The 21,417-nt window shown below is 63.7% G+C and carries 18 protein-coding genes; 10 read left to right on the plus strand and 8 right to left on the minus strand.

From position 1 onward, the window contains the following. Nucleotides 1–33 precede the first annotated feature (33 nt). From metZ to BLW25_RS08425, 4 genes are all read left to right on the plus strand, one after another. Nucleotides 34–1,212: an O-succinylhomoserine sulfhydrylase gene (gene metZ, locus BLW25_RS08410; RefSeq protein WP_092898116.1), complete on the plus strand. Its 1,179-nt coding sequence runs from the start codon at nucleotides 34–36 to the stop codon at nucleotides 1,210–1,212. Nucleotides 1,213–1,414: 202 nt separating this feature from the next. Continuing rightward, nucleotides 1,415–2,506: a GTP cyclohydrolase FolE2 gene (folE2, locus tag BLW25_RS08415; RefSeq protein ID WP_092898118.1), complete on the plus strand. Its 1,092-nt coding sequence runs from the start codon at nucleotides 1,415–1,417 to the stop codon at nucleotides 2,504–2,506. A gap of 3 nt (nucleotides 2,507–2,509) precedes the next feature. After that, nucleotides 2,510–3,133 carry a DUF1287 domain-containing protein gene (locus BLW25_RS08420; RefSeq protein ID WP_092898120.1) on the plus strand — a complete coding sequence of 208 codons (624 nt, stop codon included), beginning with the start codon at nucleotides 2,510–2,512 and terminating at the stop codon, nucleotides 3,131–3,133. A 57-nt stretch (nucleotides 3,134–3,190) separates the two neighbouring features. Beyond that, nucleotides 3,191–4,639: a TrkH family potassium uptake protein gene (locus tag BLW25_RS08425; RefSeq protein WP_092898122.1), complete on the plus strand. Its 1,449-nt coding sequence runs from the start codon at nucleotides 3,191–3,193 to the stop codon at nucleotides 4,637–4,639. 58 nt (nucleotides 4,640–4,697) lie between these two features. On the opposite strand, the gene BLW25_RS08430 is transcribed toward BLW25_RS08425, so the two are convergent. Continuing rightward, nucleotides 4,698–6,515: a serine protease gene (locus BLW25_RS08430; RefSeq protein ID WP_253188300.1), complete on the minus strand. Its 1,818-nt coding sequence runs from the start codon at nucleotides 6,513–6,515 to the stop codon at nucleotides 4,698–4,700. 589 nt (nucleotides 6,516–7,104) lie between these two features. Here BLW25_RS08430 and dnaG point away from each other — a divergent pair. Next, entirely contained in the window at nucleotides 7,105–9,111 is a 2,007-nt protein-coding gene (dnaG, locus tag BLW25_RS08435) for a DNA primase (protein WP_092898124.1), read from the plus strand. Nucleotides 9,112–9,201: 90 nt separating this feature from the next. Next, complete coding sequence (gene rpoD, locus BLW25_RS08440; protein ID WP_092898126.1) at nucleotides 9,202–11,211, plus strand: RNA polymerase sigma factor RpoD; 2,010 nt, start codon at nucleotides 9,202–9,204, stop codon at nucleotides 11,209–11,211. A 144-nt stretch (nucleotides 11,212–11,355) separates the two neighbouring features. On the opposite strand, the gene BLW25_RS08445 is transcribed toward rpoD, so the two are convergent. Then, nucleotides 11,356–12,465 (minus strand): GlxA family transcriptional regulator, encoded by a 1,110-nt coding sequence (locus BLW25_RS08445; protein WP_253188302.1) that lies wholly within the window; start codon nucleotides 12,463–12,465, stop codon nucleotides 11,356–11,358. A 178-nt stretch (nucleotides 12,466–12,643) separates the two neighbouring features. Between BLW25_RS08445 and BLW25_RS08450 the strand changes: the two genes are divergently transcribed. Continuing rightward, nucleotides 12,644–13,342: a glutathione S-transferase N-terminal domain-containing protein gene (locus tag BLW25_RS08450; protein ID WP_092898130.1), complete on the plus strand. Its 699-nt coding sequence runs from the start codon at nucleotides 12,644–12,646 to the stop codon at nucleotides 13,340–13,342. Nucleotides 13,343–13,454: 112 nt separating this feature from the next. Here BLW25_RS08450 and BLW25_RS08455 read toward each other — a convergent pair whose 3' ends face one another. The 3 genes from BLW25_RS08455 to ftsY are packed head-to-tail and all read right to left on the minus strand — an operon-like array spanning nucleotide 13,455 to nucleotide 16,451. Further along, entirely contained in the window at nucleotides 13,455–14,072 is a 618-nt protein-coding gene (locus BLW25_RS08455) for an inner membrane-spanning protein YciB (protein WP_092898132.1), read from the minus strand. A gap of 33 nt (nucleotides 14,073–14,105) precedes the next feature. Continuing rightward, on the minus strand, nucleotides 14,106–15,152 hold the full coding sequence (locus tag BLW25_RS08460; RefSeq protein WP_092898134.1) for a hypothetical protein: 1,047 nt from the start codon (nucleotides 15,150–15,152) through the stop codon (nucleotides 14,106–14,108). Between the two features lie 36 nt (nucleotides 15,153–15,188). Further along, the gene (gene ftsY, locus BLW25_RS08465; RefSeq protein ID WP_092898136.1) at nucleotides 15,189–16,451 is read right to left on the minus strand and encodes a signal recognition particle-docking protein FtsY; all 1,263 of its coding nucleotides are present in this window, start codon (nucleotides 16,449–16,451) and stop codon (nucleotides 15,189–15,191) included. 191 nt (nucleotides 16,452–16,642) lie between these two features. Here ftsY and BLW25_RS08470 point away from each other — a divergent pair, with 191 nt between their 5' ends. The 3 genes from BLW25_RS08470 (at nucleotide 16,643) to BLW25_RS08480 (ending at nucleotide 18,792) form a co-directional block, all read left to right on the plus strand. Further along, entirely contained in the window at nucleotides 16,643–17,752 is a 1,110-nt protein-coding gene (locus BLW25_RS08470; RefSeq protein WP_253188303.1) for an alkane 1-monooxygenase, read from the plus strand. 94 nt (nucleotides 17,753–17,846) lie between these two features. Continuing rightward, nucleotides 17,847–18,281, plus strand: coding sequence for a hypothetical protein (locus BLW25_RS08475; protein ID WP_092898140.1), 435 nt, complete (start codon nucleotides 17,847–17,849; stop codon nucleotides 18,279–18,281). 1 nt (nucleotide 18,282) lies between these two features. Beyond that, nucleotides 18,283–18,792, plus strand: a complete 510-nt coding sequence (locus BLW25_RS08480; protein WP_143040477.1) for a hypothetical protein — start codon at nucleotides 18,283–18,285, stop codon at nucleotides 18,790–18,792. 27 nt (nucleotides 18,793–18,819) lie between these two features. Here the strand turns inward: BLW25_RS08480 and xseA are convergent, their stop codons facing one another. Genes xseA through scpB form a run of 3 tightly spaced genes read right to left on the minus strand, consistent with a single transcriptional unit; the run spans nucleotide 18,820 to nucleotide 21,412 of the window. Next, the gene (gene xseA, locus BLW25_RS08485) at nucleotides 18,820–20,460 is read right to left on the minus strand and encodes an exodeoxyribonuclease VII large subunit (RefSeq protein WP_092898144.1); all 1,641 of its coding nucleotides are present in this window, start codon (nucleotides 20,458–20,460) and stop codon (nucleotides 18,820–18,822) included. A 58-nt stretch (nucleotides 20,461–20,518) separates the two neighbouring features. Then, the gene (locus BLW25_RS08490; protein WP_092898146.1) at nucleotides 20,519–20,725 is read right to left on the minus strand and encodes a hypothetical protein; all 207 of its coding nucleotides are present in this window, start codon (nucleotides 20,723–20,725) and stop codon (nucleotides 20,519–20,521) included. Nucleotides 20,726–20,767: 42 nt separating this feature from the next. Next, on the minus strand, nucleotides 20,768–21,412 hold the full coding sequence (scpB, locus tag BLW25_RS08495) for an SMC-Scp complex subunit ScpB (protein ID WP_092898148.1): 645 nt from the start codon (nucleotides 21,410–21,412) through the stop codon (nucleotides 20,768–20,770). Between the last annotated feature and the right edge of the window lie 5 nt (nucleotides 21,413–21,417).

A 21,417-nucleotide genomic window follows, 5' to 3' on the forward strand; every position in this document is an offset into this window, starting at 1 on the left:
GATCTGCTTATGGCCCGGGAGCCTTGTGCTGCGATGACGAACTGGAAGACACGCACCAAACTTGTCCATGAAGGCAGCCGCCGCAGCCAGTACGGCGAGATGGCCGAGGCGATTTTCCTCACGCAGGGCTTCGCCTATCCTGATGCCGAAACCGCCGAGGCGCGGTTCATCAAATCGGGTGCGGATGAATTCATCTATGCCCGCTACGGCAATCCCACCACGCGGATGTTCGAAGAGCGGATCGCGGGACTTGAAGGCACCGAGGATGCTTTCGCCACCGCCTCGGGCATGGCGGCGGTCAATGGCGCGCTGACCGCGCTGCTCAGGGCCGGGGATCATGTGGTCTCGGCCAAGCAACTCTTCGGATCCTGTCTTTATATCCTCGAAGAGGTGCTGACGCGCTACGGGGTGAAGGTCACTTTCGTCGACGGGACTGATCTGGCAGCCTGGGAGGCCGCCGTGACACCGGAGACGAAGGCGGTGTTCTTTGAAAGCATGGCGAATCCGAGCCTCGATATCGTTGATATCAAAGGGGTTGCGGAGATCGCGCATCGTCATGGCGCGCTGGTGATCTGCGACAATGTCTTTGCGACGCCGATCTTTTCGCGGGCGGTCGATCTGGGGGCCGATGTGGTGGTCTATTCGACCACCAAACATATCGACGGCCAGGGCCGCGCGCTTGGTGGCGTGATCTGCGGATCGGGCGACTATATCCAGAAGATCGTCCAGCCCTATATGAAACACACGGGCGGCGCGATGAGCCCGTTCACCTCCTGGATCATGCTCAACGGTATGGCGACGCTGGATCTGCGCTGCCGCGCGATGGCGGCTTCGGCGCTGGAGATTGCGACCTTCCTGGAAGGCCATGACAAGATTGAAAAAGTGCTGTTTCCGGGCCTGAAATCGCATCCGCAATATGATCTCGCCATGGCGCAGATGGGAACCGGCGGTACGATTGTGAGTTTCGTGGTCAAAGGCGGCAAAGAGGGTGCCTTCCGGCTGCAGAATGCGCTGGAGATCCCGAAGATCTCGAACAATCTCGGCGATGCGAAATCGATCACCACGCATCCCGCGACCACCACGCATCAGCGGCTTTCCGATGAGCAGAAAGTGAGCCTCGGGATCGCGCCGGGGCTGATCCGGTACTCGGTCGGGCTGGAGGATGCGGGCGATCTGATCGCCGATCTTGATCAGGCGCTGGCACTGGTGTGAGCAACCGGCGGCGGGGGCCAGCCCCCGCCCCTCCGAAGTAATTCGGTCAGGAGGAAGGCCGCAGCGTTTCGAGCTTGCTTTCGCGGCGCCAGTGCCTATCTCATAGGCGTCCCGGCGATTTATCATTCCGCTGGTTCATCCGGAAATTGACGGCCCGATGCCCCCGGGAAGGAGGCGCGGCCGGAACCGAAAGGATCTTCCCATGACACGCCATGACAGGATTACCGACCGCGCGCCCTCGCGCGAGGAGGCCGCCGCCGCGCTTTTGACTTTGCGTCGCTGGGCAGAGGAAGCGGGCGAAGAAGAGATCGCGGGGCTTGACCCTTCGATTGGCAATCTGCTGCCCGATCTGTCCTATCCCGCATTGCGCCGCGCCTACCCCGAGGATTTCGCGGTTGACCAGGCCTATCGCGCCACGCTTCCCGATCTGCAAAACGGGCCATCGAGCCTGATCGTCGGCGCAAAGACGCAGATCCAGCATGTTGGCATCTCGAATTTCCGCCTGCCGATCCGGTTTCGCTCACGTGAAGCCGGCGAGCTGATGCTGGAGACCAGCGTGACCGGCACGGTGAGCCTGGAGGCAGAGAAGAAGGGCATCAATATGAGCCGCATCATGCGCTCATTTTATGCCCATGCAGAGGAGCAGTTCAGCTTTGAGGTGATCGAAGCCGCGCTGGAGGATTACCGCCGCGATCTCGACAGTTTCGATGCCCGGATCCAGATGCGGTTTTCCTTTCCGGTGAAGGTGGAGAGCCTGAGATCTGGCTTAAGCGGCTGGCAATATTACGATTTCGCGCTGGAACTGGTCGATCTGAACGGCGAAAGGGTCAAGATCATGCATCTTGATTACGTCTATTCCTCGACCTGCCCCTGTTCGCTGGAATTGTCAGAACATGCGCGGCGCATACGCGGTCAGCTGGCGACGCCGCATTCGCAGCGTTCGGTCGCGCGGCTTTCTGTCGTGGTGAAGACCGGCGAGATGCTCTGGTTCGAGGATCTGATCGATCTGGCGCGAAAGGCGGTTGTGACCGAGACGCAAGTGATGGTGAAACGCGAGGATGAGCAGGCCTTTGCCGAGCTGAACGGCGCCAATCCGATCTTTGTCGAGGATGCGGCGCGGTCGTTCTGCGAGGTTTTGCGCAGCGATCCAAGGATCGGTGACTTTCGCGTGATGGCGAGCCATCAGGAGAGCCTGCATTCCCATGATGCGGTATCCTTGCTGACCGAGGGGCCGACTTTTTCGGCCACCAGCCTTGATCCGCGCCTGTTCCAGTCGCTGTTCCATGTGGGGTAGAAGATGATCCGCCGTTCCGTCCTGGGCCTGCTGGCTGTGCCTTTCTTCATGCCGGCGGTGCTCAGGGCGGACGGCGCGACAGCCGGCCAGAAGATCGCGCAAGCGGCCGAAGCACAGGAAGGCGTTGTCCGGATTTATGACCCGGCCTATGTCGCGCTGGATTTTCCCGGCGGTGACGTGGCACCGGATCGTGGGGTCTGCACCGATGTTCTGGTCCGGGCGCTGCGGGTGGCCGAGAGCATTGATCTGCAAGTTGCGATCAACCGCGATATGAAAGCGGATTTCGCGGCCTATCCGAAAAACTGGGGGCTGACGCGGGCCGACCGCAATATCGACCATCGCCGGGTGCCCAATCTCAGGCGTCTTTTCGAGCGGGTGGGCGCAGAGCTGCCGCTCAGCGAGACCGCTTCTGATCATCTGCCGGGCGATGTGATCACCTGCCTGATCCCCGGCGACCTGGCGCATCTGATGGTGGTGGGGACCGGCCTCGCCGGACCGCGCCCGCTGATCGTCCATAATATCGGCGCCGGCACCAGGGTCGAGGACCGGCTTTTTGAGTTTCGCATGACCGGGCGTTACCGGTTTACGCCTTCTGTGCTGGAAAAGCTGCGCCGGCTGAGCGCCTGAGCCCTCTATCCGCCGCAGGGTTTGACGACAGCCCCGCGCGGGCCTAAGCCTTGCCCCATGATCGACCTCAGACCCGTGGCCTATGTGATCGGACGGATTCTGATCGTCCTCGCCATTCTGATGGTCGCGCCTGCGATTCTCGACTGGCGGGCGGGCGATCCGAATGCGCGTGCCTTTTTGCGCTCAGCCCTGATCACCGGCTTTGCAGGCGTGAGCCTTGCCCTGTCGACGGCGAACAGCCAGACAGCGGCGCTTGGGGTGCGGCAGGCCTGGCTTCTGACCTCGGCGATCTGGTTCATCCTGCCCTTCTTCGCCGGCCTGCCCTATGTGCTGGGAGAGCCCGGTCTGAGCTATCTGCATGCCTGGTTCGAAGCGGTCTCGGGCCTCACCACCACCGGCGCCACTGTGATCACCGGCCTTGACCATCTGCCGATGGGGATGAACCTCTGGCGCGGTATGACGACCTGGATCGGCGGGCTTGGGATCGCCTTTATCGCGATGATCTTCCTGCCACTGATGCGGGTCGGCGGCATGCAGTTCTTCCGCACCGAGGGGTTCGATACATTCGGCAAGGCCCTGCCCCGCGCCACCGATATCGCGCGCCAGCTGATGCTGATCTATGCCGCGCTGACCCTGACCTGCATGGCCTCATATCTGATGATCGGGATGCCGGCGCTTGGCGCGGTGGTGCATGGCATGACCACGGTCGCGACCGGAGGCTTTTCGCCTTATGATCAGTCCTTCAACAACTTCCAGGGCGCCGGAGAATATATCGCGGTGTTCTTCATGCTGGCGGGAAGCCTGCCCTTCATCCGCTATGTGCAGATGGTGAATGGCCAGCCCTTCGCGCTCTGGCATGACCCGCAGGTCCGGGCCTATCTGCGCTGGCTGCTGAGCGCCGTGATGATTGTCGCGGTCTGGCGCATCCTTACCGCCGATATGGAGATTGAGCCGGCTTTCCGCGAAAGCCTGTTCAATCTGACCTCGATCATGTCCTCGACCGGGTTCTTTTCCGGAAGCTTCCCGAGCTGGGACGGGCTGATGCTGGTGGTCGCGCTGATTATCGGCATAGTCGGGGCCTGTGCAGGATCGACCGCTTCCGGGCTCTCGGTGTTCCGGGTGCAGATCGCCTTTTCAGTGCTTCGCGCCCAGGTGCGGCGGATCGCCTGGCCGAATTCGGTCGAAGCGGTCAAATATGACGGGCGCACGGTCGAGGATGATCTGATCCAGGCGCTGATCATGTTCATCTCCAGCTATATCCTGATCCTCGGCCTGTTCAGTGTTGTGCTGACCCTTGTGGGGGTGGATCTGGAATCGGCGATGTTCGCGATCTGGACGACGCTTGGGAATGTCGGCTACGGCTTTGGCCCGCTGGTCGAGCGTACCGGCACTTTCGTCGAATTCCCCGATGCGGCGATTGCGGTGATGGGGCTTGCAATGATCCTCGGCCGGCTCGGGCTGCTTGCGGTGCTCGTGCTGCTTTTGCCGGCGTTCTGGCGGTCCTGAGGCGGGCCAAAGATCGGCCCGAAGAAACCGGGGGCATGCCCCCGGTCACGAGGTCAGATCACGGCTGATCCCAGCACGAGACCAGCACCGTCATCCCGCGTGCCTCGCGGGTCAGCGTCTCGGGCGGCAACGCGACCGTGCTCGCGCGCTCCAGCGGCGTGATGCTGGCCTGGCCCAGCACAGCGGCAATCTGCGCCGCATCGGCAGCAAAGGCGACATCGGCGGGCAGGTCGCGTGTGCTGTTGCGCAATTCGGGCAGCAACATGCCAAGCACCGCCCCCGATCCGTCGATCACCGCCCCGCCCGCATCGCCCGGCCGGGTCGCGACCGTCAGACGCAGCATGCCTGCCGCGCCGTCCAGCCCTCCGGCCTCTTCAAAGGCGCCATGGGTCAGAACCGGCGCCGGCAGCCGCCCCTCATAGGGATAGCCCGCGATCACGACCCCCGCACCCGGCCTGGTCCCGCTGCTGAATTCCGCGACCGCAGGCGGTGCAAGCGCCGTCACCGGCTGCAGGACCGCAAGCCCGGACGCGGCATCCTCCACCATCAGCTTTGCCTCGACCGCATGGTCAAGCGTGATGCGGGCGCAGGTTTTCACCGCATCTACCGTGGTCAGCACCGCCCCCGCTTTCGAGACATAAAAGCCCGAGCGATTGCGGATCGGCTGGCGGACCTCAAGCCCGGCCACAAGGCCGCGCCGCGCCGCCTCATCCAATGGCACGAGGCCCGGATCAAGCGCGGTGTCACCAACTGCGCGGAAGCTTGCATCGATCACCTCGAACACCCGCGCATCACGGCCCGCGTTCTGCGGTTTGCCGAACGCCATCCAGCCCTTGATCAGCCCGCCCGAAAGCCTGGCCCAGGCGCGGCCATCCTGATCACCAGTCTGCCCCGTCAACCGGATCTCGGTATCGCTGCGCTCGCGCGCGCCGCCTGCAGGCATCGCGGTCAGCGAACTGATCACCTCGTAAAGCCCGCCTAGACTGCTGGCATCCCCCGGCTGCGAAATCAGCACGATCGACAGGCCCGAGCCGTTTTTCTCGCGGAAATGCACGAAAGGCGGCTCGTAACGGTCGAATTCCACCAAAGCGAGCGGCAGGGTCGCGTCGATGCCGCTTTCCTGTTCCTCGACAAGGGCAAAGCCGAAAGCCGCAACTTCGCCCTGATGCGCCCCGACCAGCGCCGCGCGCTGTGCCGTGGTCAGAATGCCGCTTGCCTCATGGCCGCTGGCCGCCTGCCAGGCCGCCATGGAATTGCGGGTGCCCGGCCCGAAAGCGCCGTCAATGCCGCCATTGTAGAACCCGAACCATTGCAGCGCGACCTGCAATTCCTTGCGTTGATCCAGATCAAGCGCCGCCTCGGAGGCCCGAGCCTCTGCCGGTGTCTCTTCGATGACTGCAGGCTCCGCCACCTGCCCGGCGATCACCTCCGGTTCGGGAACCGGCTCAGCAACCGGATCGGGCAGAGCCCCAACGGCGACCTCGGGCTGCAGGACCGTCTCCGGCACAGACCCCTCCGGTGGCCAGAATTGCGCCCTGAACTCTGCGCCATCGGTGATATAGCTGTCAGCCGGGATCCTTGCACCCGATTTCAGCGCCGAAAGCACCGAGCCCACCTCGGCGCCGTCATATGGGCCAAGCACCACACCATACCAGCCCGATGGCAGACCAAAGCCCCAGACATTTCCGAACTCCGTGGCGAAGTCCGCCGCGCGCTCATTGGCCCGCGCAAGACCCGGCAGCGCCTCGACCTGGATCCAGCGCCGTTCCTGCGCCGCAGAGGGCGCGGCAAATGGCACTGACAGCACCATCGCGGCTGTCACGGCAGTGATCGCCCTGAAGGGCGCAACCAGAGATTTAAAACGGGAAATGATCATACGGTCTCGCTGCTTCCGGCTGGCCGGGGGCGAGGCCGCCCGGTCGTCACATCGTGCTTCACATCTGCGTAACCAATACCTGGCATGCGCCCGAGAACAAGGGCCAGAGGCATGGGAGGGTCCCTCCTCCCCAGCTTGTGACCGGCTTTCATCGCAGCGCGGCCATGGTGCAATGGGCCATGAGGACCGCGCGCGGGCAGATCAGCCTGACCTCCCGGGCTCCGGGACTGCTGAGGCGCATGCACCCGCCCACGTCTTTTCCGGTGCCTGTCGCCCCGATCCCGGGCGATACAGTCCTGAGAAACGGTCAGCCCCCTGCCTGCCAGACCCGGAAATCGACGGAGAGGGAAAGGGCGCGCGCATCACTCGCCCCTGCATCCTGTGCCTCTGTCGATCCCCGCCGCATGGCCGTGCTGACAGCAAGCGCTCCTGCACCCCCCGTCCTTCTGCACTTACCACCGGGATCTGTCCGCGCTTAAGTGCCATTTTTTCGAAAGAAGATCAGTTCAGGTTAGCGAAACCTTACCGGGTGGGCCGTCACTGAGGTTTGGGCTGGCATCCGGGCGCGGCTCGTCCCATATTTGGCACCATGAGCCTGCCCCCTGGTTTCCTTGATGAATTGCGCAACCGCGTCTCGCTTTCCGCCGTGGTCGGCCGGAAGGTCACCTGGGATATGCGCAAATCGAATATGGCCAAGGGGGACTGGTGGTCGCCCTGCCCCTTCCATCAGGAAAAATCCGCAAGCTTTCATGTCGATGATCGTAAAGGGTTTTATTACTGCTTTGGCTGCCATGCGAAGGGTGACGCGCTGACCTTTATCAAGGAAAGCGAAAATCTCGGTTTCATGGAAGCGGTCGCGGTGCTGGCCTCGGAAGCCGGGATGCAGATGCCCGAGCGCGACCCGCGTGCCGCCGAAAAAGCCGACCGCCGCACACAGCTGATCGAGGTCATGGAAGAGGCGGTGAAATGGTTCCGCCTGCAGCTGAAGACCCAGGCCGCCACAGACGCGCGCGCCTATCTCGCGAAACGCGGGCTGTCTGAAGCCGCGCAGGACCGCTGGGAAATCGGCTTCGCCCCCGATGGCTGGTCGGGGCTGTTCCAGGCGATGACCGGCAAGGGCATCGCGAAAGAGCTGCTGGTCGCTGCCGGGCTCTGTGCGACCTCGGCCAAAGGGAAAGAACCCTATGACCGGTTCCGCAATCGCATTATCTTTCCGATCCGCGACGGGCGTGGCCGCGCGATCAGCCTTGGCGGGCGGGCGATGGACCCGAATGACCAGGCGAAATATCTGAACGGCCCCGAGACCGAGCTGTTCGACAAGGGGCGCAACCTCTTTAACCATGGCCCGGCGCGCGAGGCGGCGGGCAAAGGCCAGCGTCTGATCGTGGCCGAAGGCTATATGGATGTGATCGCGCTGTCCGAGGCCGGGTTCCAGGCGGCGGTGGCTCCTCTGGGCACGGCTGTCACGGAAGATCAGCTGCGGCTGTTGTGGCGGATCTCGGATGAGCCGGTGATCGCGCTGGACGGTGACAAGGCGGGGATCCGGGCGGCTTTGCGGGTGATCGACCTTGCGCTGCCGCTGCTTGAGGCCGGCAAAGGGCTCAGGTTTGCGGTGATGCCGGACGGCCTCGACCCGGATGATCTGATCCGGGCGCGTGGTGCGCCTGCGCTGCAGGAGGTGCTGGACGCCGCCCAGCCGATGGTGCGGCTGTTGTGGAACCGCGAAACCGAGGGTCAGGTTTTCGACAGCCCCGAGCGCAAGGCGGCGCTGGACAAAAACCTGCGCACGGCGCTGAAACGCATCCAGGACCCCTCGATCCGCAGCCATTATGGCGAGGATATCAAGGAGCTTCGCTGGGACCTGTTCCGCCAGGGCCGCCGTCCGGCGGCGCGCAGCCCGGGCCGGCCCTGGCAACCGGGCCCGCGCGGCCAGATGCGCGGTGGCAAATTCGTGCCCCCCGCGCTGCCTGCAACCGATGCGGCAAAAAACTCGGCCCTCGCAGGGACCGAGGCCGATCTGCTTTATCCCAGCCGGGTCTCGGACGGGATCCGCGAAGCGGTCGCCTTGGCGATTCTGATGCGTTTCCCGGGCCTTGTCGCGCGATTTGAAAGTGATCTGGAGCGCCTGGAGCTGAGCAACGAGGCGCATTTCCGGCTGCGCAACCTGATCCTGACGCATTTCCATGCCCCGGATTGCCGGGCGCTGATCGAGACCGACAGCCCCGGCCTTCTTGACGAGCTGACCCGCAGTAACCATGTGCGTTCCAACCCCGGTCTGCAGCCGAAGGCCGATGAGGAGTTCGCCGCCGCCTGTGTCGAAGAAGCACTGGCGCGGCTCCAGGCCGATCGTGGTCACCGGGTAGAGCTTGCCGAGGCGGTCGAGGACCTCTCGGGCCTCGTGGACGAGGGTCTGACATGGCGGCTGTCAAAGGCCGCCGAGGCCAAAGTCAGCGCCAGCCGGGGGCCGCAGGACCAGAAAACCGAATCGGTCATTGCGCCAAATGGCGTCGAACTGGACCGCGAGGAACTCGACAGACGCCAGAAATTGTTCGATTCGATTGATTTCAGTGCCGGTGGCAAGGCCAGACCGGGCTGACATGTATGATTCGCCCTTTCCCCCGCTGTGATTCGCGTTATTGATTCGAATAAAAGAAGCGCGATTCGCACCATCCCCACAGGAGCATCCATGGCCCTCAAGGAAAATGACGACGTTAAGCAGGATGGCGACGAGACTGATATCTCGCTCGACATGTCGCAGGCTGCCGTCAAGAAAATGATCGCCGACGCCCGTGAGCGCGGCTATATCACGATGGAACAGCTTAACGCCGTCATGCCGCCCGATCAGGTCTCCGGGGACCAGATCGAAGACGTGATGTCGATGCTCTCGGAAATGGGCATCAATGTCGTCGAAGATGACGAGGCCGAGGAAGCCGAGGATGGCGGTACCGGCTCTGAGCTGATCGATCCGGGCGCAGCCCCAGGCTCGCGTGAAGTGGCCCTCGCCGGCCCTGCAGCCGAGACGCTGGACCGCACCGATGACCCCGTGCGGATGTATCTGCGCGAGATGGGCTCGGTCGAGCTTTTGTCGCGCGAAGGCGAGATTGCCATCGCGAAACGGATCGAGGCCGGTCGCAACACGATGATCGCCGGGCTGTGTGAAAGCCCGCTGACCTTCCAGGCGATCACCATCTGGCGCGACGAACTTCTGTCGGAAGAGATCCTCCTGCGCGATGTGATCGACCTTGAGGCGACCTTCGGGCGCAATCTCGACGGCGACGAGGAACTCGAAGGCCCGCCGCTCGACGAGATGGGTGTGGTCGAGGCAGGTGCTGCCCCCCGCCGCGCGTCGAACGAGCCCGAGCTGGACGCCGATGGCAATCCGATCTCGCGCGAAGACGCCGATGACGAGGATGACGACGGCTCGAACATGTCGCTGGCGGCGATGGAGGCGACGCTCCGCCCCAAAGTGCTTGAGATCCTCGAGCAGATCGCGGCCAATTACGCACAGCTTTCCGAGATGCAGGAACAGCGGATGGCGGCGACAATGTCGTCTTCGACCCGCTTTACCACCACCGAGGAAGGCGCCTATCAGAAGCTGCGCGGCGAGATGGTGTTGCTCGTGAACGAGCTGCATCTGAACAACAGCCGGATCGAGGCACTGATCGACCAGCTTTACGGCATCAACAAGCGCATCATGTCGATCAATTCCGGCATGGTGAAGCTGGCGGATGCCGCACGGATCAACCGCCAGGAATTCATCGCCGAATACCAGGGCTTTGAGCTCGACCCGTCCTGGGTCAGACGCATGGCCGAGAAAGCCGGTCGTGGCTGGCAGACCCTGATCGAGAAGAGCCTCGAAAAGGTCGAGGAGCTGCGCGCTGACATGGCCCAGGTCGGCCAGTATATCGGCGTCGATATCGGCGAATTCCGCCGCATCGTGAACCAGGTGCAAAAGGGCGAGAAAGAAGCCCGGCAGGCCAAGAAGGAAATGGTCGAGGCCAACCTGCGCCTCGTGATCTCGATTGCCAAGAAATACACCAACCGGGGCCTGCAATTCCTGGACCTCATCCAGGAAGGCAATATCGGTCTGATGAAGGCGGTCGATAAATTCGAATATCGCCGCGGCTATAAGTTCTCGACCTATGCGACCTGGTGGATCCGCCAGGCGATCACCCGCTCGATTGCAGACCAGGCCCGCACGATCCGTATCCCGGTCCATATGATCGAGACGATCAACAAGCTGGTCCGCACCGGGCGCCAGATGCTCCATGAAATCGGCCGCGAGCCGACACCGGAAGAGCTGGCCGAAAAGCTGCAGATGCCGCTTGAGAAGGTCCGCAAGGTGATGAAGATCGCCAAGGAGCCGATCTCGCTTGAGACGCCGATCGGCGATGAGGAAGACAGCCAGCTCGGCGATTTCATCGAGGATAAGAACGCGGTCCTGCCGCTGGATTCGGCCATTCAGGAGAACCTGAAGGAAACCACGACCCGGGTTCTGGCCTCGCTGACCCCGCGCGAAGAACGTGTGCTGCGGATGCGCTTCGGCATCGGCATGAACACCGACCACACGCTGGAAGAGGTTGGCCAGCAATTCTCGGTCACCCGCGAACGGATCCGGCAGATCGAAGCCAAGGCGCTGAGAAAGCTGAAACATCCGAGCCGCTCGCGCAAGCTGCGCAGCTTCCTCGACCAATAAGAAAAGGCGCCCTTCGGGGCGCCTTTTTCATGGCCTTTGTGATATCCTGAGTTGGGTGCCGTGGCAGGCAGCCATGGGGGTTCTGTACCTCACCGGACTTCGCTGCATCGCATTCTCGTCGTAAGGAAGAATGCGCGCCGCGGGTCAGATCGACAGCCGCACCGGCATTGCGCCAGGCATACCGCTCTGGGTGCCGCGTTCGCGGTAAGGCGTGGTATTGTAATGCGCGCGGTAGCATTTCGAGAAATGCGAGGGGCTGGCAAAGCCGCAGGCCAGCGCCACATTGATCACCGACATATCGGTCTGCATCAGCAGGTTGCGCGCTTTGGAAAGCCGCAGCTCCATATAATAGCGCTTCGGGCTGCGGTTGAGGTAACGGCGGAACAGCCGCTCCAGCTGCCGCGTCGACATCCCCACCCGCTCGGCCAGATCGGCGGGGGAAAGCGGGTCTTCGATGCTGCCCTCCATCATCTGGATCACAAGGCTCAGCTTCGGATGGCGCACCCCGATCCGGGTCGGGATCGACAGGCGCTGCGTATCCTGATCGGTGCGGATCGTCGAATAGATCAGCTGGTCGGCGACAGTATTCGCCAGCGTCTCACCATGATCGGCCGCAATCACCTTCAGCATCAGATCAAGCGACGAAGTCCCCCCTGCCGTCGACCAGCGATTGCCATCCATCACGAAGACAGATTTCGTCAGCCGCACCTCTTCGAAATCCTCAAGGAAACCGTCCTGGTTTTCCCAATGGATCGTGGCTTTCTTACCGTCCAGCAGACCCGCCTTCGCCAGCGCCCAGGCGCCGGTGCAAAGCCCGCCAATGGTCACGCCCCTGCGCGCCTCACGCCGGAGCCAGGACAGCACCGCTTTTGATGTCGCCTTCTGCACATCCAGACCGCCGCAAACCAGGATCACATCCTCGCGGTCGATCTCTTCAAGGCCGATATCCAGCCGGAAGGCGGTATCATTGGAACAGGTGGCCGATGCGCCGCCCTCCCCCGCCAGCACCCAGGAATAGATCCTGCGCCCCGCAACCCGGTTCGCGATGCGCAAGGGCTCGATGGCCGAAGCAAAAGCCAGAAGCGTGAACCGGTCCAGCAGCAGGAACACGAATCTGCGGTTGCCACCACTGCGCCCTGCTGCGCTTCCGGCACCAGCACCGGCACCACCGAAAGCACTGTCAGCCGCACCACCAGTGGCAGGCTTTGCTGCTCCTGACTGTTGCACCTTGCTCTCGGGGCTGGGCATCTGCACTGACCTTTTCTCAATACGACAGATTCATGTCGTTAATCGCGATGGAAGCAGTAATTTTACACTTGTGCAAGAGAGCAGAATTGCATTTGCCCGCCAACCTGACACGCCTGCCTCGCTTGCATCCCAGCCGGCACTCGCGCAAAGTCATGACAGTTCAGAACTGATGCAGGAAATGCCGATGTCCGCCCCGATCAGCCTCTATTTCTGGCCCACGCCCAATGGCCATAAGATCGCCATCGCGCTTGAGGAACTCGGCCTGCCCTATGAGGTAAAACTGATCAATATCGGCAAGGGTGATCAGTTTGCGCCGGATTTTCTGGCGATTGCGCCGAACAACCGCATCCCCGCCATCGTCGATCCCGATGGCCCTGATGGCGCGCCGGTTTCCCTCTTCGAATCCGGTGCCATCCTGCAATATCTCGCCCGCAAAACCGGCAAACTCTATGGCAGCTCCGAGCGTGAGAGGATCCAGGTCGAAGAATGGCTGATGTGGCAGATGGGCGGCGTCGGTCCGATGGCGGGCCAGGCCAATCACTTCCTGCGCTATGCCCCGGAAATGGATCCGCCCCAGGTGCTGCCCTATGCCCAGGACCGCTATCGCCGCGAGGTCGGTCGTCTCTACGGCGTGCTTGACCGCCGCCTCGCTGACCGCGCTTTCGTCGCCGGTGACAGCCTCTCCATCGCCGATATCGCGATCTGGCCCTGGGCGCGCGCCTGGGAGAGACAGCAGCAAAGCATCGAAGACAAGCCGCATTTCAGCGCCTGGCTCGACCGCCTCGCCGCCCGGCCGGCCTTTGCCAGAGGCATCGCAGTTGCAGCCGATGCCCGTCCCGCTACCCTCGACAAGACCGCCATCGAAAACCTCTACAAACGCTGATGCAAAAAGGCCCGGGAACCATATCCCCCGGGCCTCCTTTCATCTGTCCCTAAATATCCCGGGGGGAATGCCCTTCACGGGCATCGGGGGGCTGGCCCCCCGCTCGCCGCTTTCAGCCCTCGCCGCGTTTTTCATCCTCGGGCTCAATCACATAGCGCCCCAGCATGGTGATCTGCACCATCAGGAACACGAAAAGCGCCGCCGGAAAGGCAAAGGTCTCCAGCGTCACCCAGGTCGCTTCCGACATATTGCGCCAGATCAGCTCATTCGCCACCGCCAGCACCAGAAACACCAGCGCAAGCCGCCGCGTCAGGATCATCCAGCCCTCATGCTGCATCGGCAGCGCCGAGCCGAGCACCCATTCCAGCCAGCTCTGCCGGCGCAAAAGCCCGACCCCCAGCAGCGCCGCGAATGTCCCATAGACGAGCGTCGTCTTCATCTTGAAGAAGCTCGCATCGTTGAAATAGACCGTCAGCCCGCCAAAGAAGATCACCACCAGCCCGGTAAAGACCTGCATCCGCGACAATTGCCCGGTCAGTACCCAGAGCGCTGCGATCGATACCAGCAGGATCGGCACAAACACCACTGCCGCCACGATGAACCCGGAATAGTCGGTGCCAGCGATCAGATATGTCTCATCCTTGATCCACATATAGATCCCGAAAAAGAGCACCGTCGGCCCCAGTTCCAGCACCTGTTTCAGCACAGGATTGATCGCTTTTTCTGCCATATTCGCCTTCCACCTGCCGCGTCCGGCAACCGCTCAGCTGCGGTCGCCCCGACGCCAGTCGATATCAAACCGCGTGCCATCGAACAATGGCGCGAGCTCTTTCATCGTCTGCGGCAGGCCCGTCAGCGCAAAACGCGCAAACCGCGCCGCACCAAAACCGCTGGCTGACCGGAAGTTCACCACCAGCTTGCCGCGCGGGCCCGGCAGATCCGACAACAGCGCCGCAAGCGCCGCGCGTGACGGGGCCGGAAAGGCCGCATCCGGCAGCTGATTGATCGCCGTTCGCAGTTCCAGCTTTTTCTCGCTCACCAAGGCTGCAAAACCGGCATCGCTTTCGGTATTTTCCGTATCCGGGATCATCATGACCAGCACCGGCAGCAAGAGCTGCTCGAAAAGACCAAAACTCCTGATCTCAAGGTCGAGATCGGTCAGCGCCGCCCCCATGATCGCCATCTGCGCAGCACCCGGGGTGGAGAGGTCGATATTCTTTGCCCGCGCCGTGAAAAGGATCCGCGAGTCCCCCGCGAAAGTCAGGTCAAAGCGAGAGATCTCCACCTCTTTCGCCGATCCGTCCCAGGCTGCCCGCAGATCCAGCACCATCTCGCCGACCCGCGCCTGGGCGCCCAGCAGATAGTCCATCCGGGCATCGCCCATCTTAGTGGCAAAACGCATCCCCGTGGCCCCGACCACGATATCCGAGGATGGCATCTGCCCTTTGCGATCCCAGGCAAGAATGCTGCCATAGACCGTCACCGTATCGGCGTAGAAACCCGGGGCATAACGCTCTCCGCCCGTGATCACCACGTCATCAAAGGCGCAGCCGCCATCCTTCAGGCTGCGGGGCGTCGCGCTGATATCAAGCCGGTTGCTGTGCAAAACCTGGCTGAAGTCGTGAAGGATTGCGGCGCAACTCTCATCCGACGGCCCGGCCTGCTGCGCCTGAACCGGCAGCGCGGCCATCCCGAACCAGAGCCCGGTAAGGGCCGTGGCCAGATATGCAAGGGGCGCCCGCTCAGGGTGCGCCCCGGAAACAGCCGGGCCCGTGAAACTGGTGCGACCCGCGAAAACCTTGTAAAACATCACAATTATCCCAGTCTGGCGCCGCCCCAACCGGCGCTATTTGTCCAGCCCGACCAGAGCCCGGGCGAAATCATCCGGATCGAAGGGCGACAGATCGTCGATCTGTTCGCCAACGCCGATCGCATGGATGGGCAGGCCGAATTTATCGGCCAGCGCGACAAGCACACCGCCTTTTGCCGTGCCGTCAAGTTTGGTCATCACCAGACCCGAGACATCGGCAATTTTGCGGAAAATATCGACCTGGGTTATTGCATTCTGCCCGGTGGTCGCATCCAGCACCAGAAGGGTATTATGCGGCGCGGTCGCGTCCTTTTTCTTCAGCACGCGCACGATTTTCGCCAGTTCCTCCATCAGATCCTGGCGGTTTTGCAGCCGGCCGGCAGTGTCGATCATCAGAAGATCCGCGCCTTCTTCCTGCGCGCGGCCAAGCGCGTCAAAAGCGAGGCTTGCCGGATCAGAGCCTTCCGGCGCGGTCAGAACCGGCACGCCGGCGCGCTCGCCCCAGACCTTCAGCTGCTCCACTGCCGCCGCGCGGAATGTGTCTCCGGCGGCAATCACCACCGTTTTTCCGGCGGCGCGGAACTGGCTTGCAAGCTTGCCGATGGTCGTCGTCTTGCCCGAGCCATTCACACCCACCACCAGGACGACCTGGGGCTTTTTCGCGTAAAGCGGCAACGGTTTCGCCACCGGCGTCATGATCCGCGCCACTTCGCCCGCCAGCGCCTCTTTCAGCTCGCGGGTCGAAACCTTCCGGCCAAAGCGTCCCTCGGCGATATTGGCGGTCACCCGCACGGCGGTATCGACGCCCAGATCGGTCTGGATCAGCAATTCCTCAAGGCTTTCAAGCATCTGGTCATCAAGCACCCGACGCGGTTCTGCCGTCTCGCCCCGGCCGAAGAGGCGCCCGAGCAGACCAGGTTTCGCAGGCTCCGCCGCCGCTGGCACCGCAGGCTGCACCAGAGGCGCATGCTCGGCGGCCCGGCTGACCGGAACCGGCGGCACGACATCAGCGGGCGTCGCGCGCTCGGGGGCCTCCGGCACGTGTTTTGCCGCGCTGGCCTCTGTTTCGGGAAGGCTGGTCGCCGCAGTTGCCGCCTGCCGATCTTCGCCATCCCGGGTTCCGCTGCCCCGGGTCGGGCCGGTCTGAACCGGGTCCGCCTGACCCTGGCCAGCATCAACCGCACCATCCTCTGCCGCACCCTCCTGGATCGCCCCCTCCTGGACCAGGGCATCAAGCCCCTCGCCGATCTTGTCGGATGAGCGGAACAGCCGGTCCTTGAGCTTGCGGAAGATCGACATGGCAAAACCCTTCATTCTGTCAGGTTTTACCTGGTCATTTTGACCTGTGAAGTAAAGGGCATTGGGTCTGCGCCCGGCTGTCCTGGCGCGGGTGATGTTCACGCCCGCCCGTCGCCCCGAGCGCCGCGGCCCGCCCCGCGACACGGCGCGGCCTTTTCCCTGCCCGGGTTTCGTGCTTCGGTGCCGTTATCATGTCTGACCCCGCTCCCCCCTCGCCCCCTGCGGCACCGATCCCGATGCCCGTCTTCGCGCTGGCCGCCGCGACGCCGGTGCCGCTTTTGATTATCGGCGCGTTCATGGGCGGGGCCTGTCTCTGGGCCGGGTTCCTTTACATGGCGCTTTTGTCGGTGCTGCTTGATCAGCTGATCCCCTGGGTCGCCGGCGAGGGCGAAGACGGTCAGGAATTTCCCGGCGCTGATGCGCTTCTGGCCGGGATCGGTTTATCCGCCCTGGTGCTGCTGCCGGTGGCGGTCTGGGCGATTGCCGGTGCGTCCGACCTCTCCACCGGCCAGCGTCTTTTGATGTTCTTCGGGTCGGGCTTCTGGCTGGGTCAGGTTGGCCACCCGGCGGCGCATGAGCTGATCCACCGGACCAGACGCCCGCTTTTCCGTCTCGGCCAGGCCTTTTACGCCGCGATCCTTTTCGGCCAGCATGCCTCGGCGCATCGCTTGGTGCATCACCGCTTTGTCGCAACCGACCAGGACCCGAATTCCGCCCGTGAAGGCGAGAGCTTTTACCATTTTGCGCCGCGCGCCTGGATCTGGTCTTTCCGTCTGGGCCGGCAGGCGGAAACCGATCTGCGGGCACGGGCGCAATCGCGCCAGGGGCTGCACCCTTACACGATTTACGCGCTGGGGGGCGTGATTTCGCTGGTGGTGGCCTTTGCCGTCGCAGGGCCAGCCGGGATCTTCGCATGGATCCTTCTGGGGATTCATGCCCAGATGCAGATCCTCGTCTCGGATTATGTGCAGCATTACGGGCTCAGACGCCGCATCCTTGAAAATGGCCGGCCAGAGCCGGTCGGGCCACGGCACAGCTGGAACACCGCGCATTGGTTCAGTTCGGCCATGATGCTGAATGCGCCACGCCATTCCGACCATCACGCCCATCCCGCGCGCCCCTGGCCCGCGCTGCGCCTGCTCGGGGCCGATGAGGCGCCGCACCTGCCCTGGCCATTGCCGGTGGCCTGCACGCTTGCCTTCCTGCCGCGGACCTGGGCGCGGGCCATCCGGCCGCATCTGAAACGCTGGCGCCAAAGCGACACGGGGCCCGGGGCAAATCCCGGGGTAACAGATGCCTGACTGGCATATTCCGCCAGCCTCTGGCAGGTTTCGCCCCAGGACGGACCCGGCCCGGCAGATCCCCCCGTCGCCAGACCGCGTTAAAGGAGTTCAGATGCGTTTCACCCCTGCCCGCTCCCGCGGTCTCTGGCTCGTCTTCGGGATGGCATTGTCCCAGAGCTTCGCGCTGCCTGGCGCGGCCGACACGGTCACACCCATGACCGGGGCGGAATTCGACGCCTATGTCGAGGGCAAGACCCTCACCTGGTCGCAATTTGGTGCGATCTTCGGGATCGAGGAATATCTGCCCAATCGCAAGGTGCGCTGGAAGACCTCGCCCGATGAATGTCAGTATGGCAGCTGGTTTGAACGTGAGGACCAGATCTGCTTTGTCTATGAATACGGGGTTGGCGAGCATTGCTGGACCTTCTGGACCGAAGGGGATGATCTGCGCGCGCTCTCGGCCAATGGCTTTGAGGGATCGGAACTGACCGTGATCAACGAGACGCCGGAGCCGCTGGCCTGCCCCGCGCCGGATGTGGGGGTGTGAAATGACGACAACAATCCGTGGAATGACGCCCGTGCTGGCGGTCCTGGCCCTGCTCGCGGCCCCGGTCATGGCTCAGGACGGAGGCGCACAGCAGTTCCAGTCGCCGCCCCAGGCCGAATTCGGCGATGAGGCCCCTCTGGATTTGCCCGATACTGCCCCTGAAGCGGGCGCGGATCCCGCGCTCGACGCTGCGGCTTTTGATGCGCTGACCCGGGGAAAGACCTTCGACACCTATGATTCCGAAAGCGGGCTTTACGGCGTCGAAAGCTTCCTCTCCGGCCAGAGGGTGATCTGGCGCGACGCCGAACGCTGCATGCATGGCAGCTGGGACCAGGTCGGCGACAACATCTGCTTCCTTTACGAGGACAAGCCGGATCAGCCGGTCTGCTGGACCTATCATGACCGCGCCGGCTGGATTCTCGGGCGCTATGAGGGGCTTTATGAGCTGCCGCCGATCATGCTCTACCCCGCCCAGGGGCCGATCTCGTGCCAGTCCTATCTGGGTGCCTGAGCCGGGTTAAAGCCAAGGCGGAAGCGTTCAGAAAAGCGATCCCTGACCACCGGTTTCCGGACCATCACCGCGGGGTTTCGCCGGTTTTGCCGGCCGGGCCGGGGCGGCTGGTGCCGGGCCCGGCATTGGTCGATCTGTCGCGCCCGCCCCTGACGGGCCTGCAGGCGTGAACCTTCCGCCGGCGAATTCAATTTCGAGATGGGCCGCCTGGCGCGCCGCATCGGCGCTGGTCACGACATGGCCATCGCCCCAGACCACCGCGAAGCCGCGTTTCAGGGTCTCGCTGTAGCCAAGGCTCTGGCGGGTACGATCCAGCCGTTCCAGCGCCTCGCGCGCGCGCGCGATGCGCTGGCCTGGCACGGCGTCCAGTCGCAAAGAAACCCCTTCAAGCCGCTGGCGCTGTTCGGAAATCCGCCGCGATGCATCCTGGGCCAGCCGCGTCAGCGCCGGCTCCAGCCGCGACGACCATTGCGCCAGCTGCATCTGGGCGCGCTCATACCGGCGGGCAAACCGCGCCTCCAGCGCGTCGCCGCGATTGGCCACCTGGCCGCGCCGCTCGCGCACATAACCAAGCAGCAGCCCCGGCTGCACCCGCCCGGCCACCCGCGCGAAATCGCCGCGCCGGCGCGCCACCATCAGGCCAAGCGCACCGCCAAGCCGCCCCGCCACATGATCGAGCCGTTGTGACGCAAGGCCCGTCAGCGCCTCCGGGCGCGGCAGCGCGCGGGAAAGATCGCTCAGACGCTGGCGCTTACGCTCCGCCGCTTGCAGGGTCGAACGCAGGAGCCGCGACGACAGCCCGTCCAGGCCCGCGATCAGCTCAAGGCGCACCGGAACTGCAAGCTCTGCGGCAGCGGTCGGCGTCGGGGCGCGCAGATCAGCGGCATAGTCGATCAGCGTGGTGTCGGTCTCATGCCCGACCGCCGAGATCAGCGGGATCCGGCTTTCCGCCGCCGCGCGGACCACGATTTCCTCGTTAAAGCCCCAGAGATCTTCGAGCGAGCCGCCGCCCCGCGCCACGATGATCAGATCCGGGCGCGGGATCGCCCCCCCGGGCGTCAGCGCGTTAAACCCCCGGATCGCCGCCGCGACCTCGGGGGCGCAGCGCTCGCCCTGCACCGCCACCGGCCAGATCAGCACATGGCGCGGAAAGCGGTCGCGCAACCGGTGCAGGATGTCGCGGATCACCGCGCCCGAAGGCGAGGTTACCACCCCGATCACGCCCGGCAGCCAGGGGATCGGCTTTTTTCGGCCAGGGTCGAACAGGCCTTCGGCCTGCAACATGGCGCGGCGTTTTTCCAGCATCGCCATCAGCGCGCCGGCCCCGGCGGGGGCAATATCGTCGATGATCAGCTGATATTTCGACTGGCCCGGAAAGGTGGTCATCCGCCCAATGGCGATCACCTCCATCCCCTCTTCGGGCCGGACCGTCAGCCGCCCCGCCTGGCCCTTCCAGGTGATGGCCGCGATGACCGAACGGTCATCCTTCAGGTCGTAATAGAGATGGCCCGAGGCCGGGCGCGACACCCGACCGATCTCGCCGCGCACCCGGACCATGCCGAATTCGCCCTCGATCACCCGTTTTACCGCGCCCGAAAGCTCGGAGACGGTGAATTCCGGGCTGTTGCCACCGCCCTGACCGGGCTCGCTGTCATCGAAAAGTTCCATAGGGGCAGTTTTGCCCTGCCCCGCGCCGCAGCGCAACAGGCCCCGTCACTCCGGCCCGTCAGAGCCGCCGCCCGAGCCGCGCCACTTTTTTCGCCCTGTCCGTGAGGTCGCGCATCCTGCGGGCATTTTCGCGCTCCTCCGGCGTCAGCTCCACCTCGGTTTTACCGCGCCGCGCTGCGTAATCGGTTGCCGTGCGGATACCCTTGTTCACCGCTTTGCGCAGGAACATGTTCACAAGCATATTGATCAGCCGGTTCAGATCCATCTCATCCTCCTCGGGGTGGCGCGGCCCGGGCCTTCGGCAGGCTCAGTCCTCAAAAAGCTCGCTCTGGCCGCTTTGCGCTTCATCTTCATCATCATCACGCGGCTGATCGAGGCCCGGCATCGGGCGGTTTTCAAGCAGCCCGGCCGAGCGCAGCTCTTTCAGACCCGGCAGATCGCGCGCGGATTCGAGACCGAAGTGATCGAGGAACCCTTCGGTCACCACAAAAGTCACTGGCCGCCCCGGCGTCATGCGGCGCCGTCCAAAGCGGATCCATTCCATCTCCATCAACTGATCGACCGTGCCACGCGACACGGCAACCCCGCGGATTTCCTCGATTTCCGCCCGGGTGACCGGCTGATGATAGGCGATGATCGCCAGCGTCTCGATCGCCGCGCGCGACAGTTTGCGGGTCTCGACCTGTTCACGCACCATCAGATGGCCCAGATCGCCGGCGGTGCGAAAAGCCCAGGCATCCCCGACCCGCGCCAGATGCACGCCGCGCCCCTCATAGCGTTTGCGCAAATAGGCCAGCGCCTCGGCCGGATCGCAGCCATGCGGCATGCGTTTGACCAGTTCCGCCACCGTCATCGGCTCTGTCGCGGCAAAAAGCATGGCCTCGACCATCCGCTCCTGCTCGCCCATTGGCGGGGCGTCAAAAAGGCTCTGCTCCTCGGGCTCCCTGGTCATCTGAT

The organism is Rhodobacter sp. 24-YEA-8 (assembly GCF_900105075.1).
Taxonomy (GTDB): Bacteria; Pseudomonadota; Alphaproteobacteria; order Rhodobacterales; family Rhodobacteraceae; genus Pseudogemmobacter.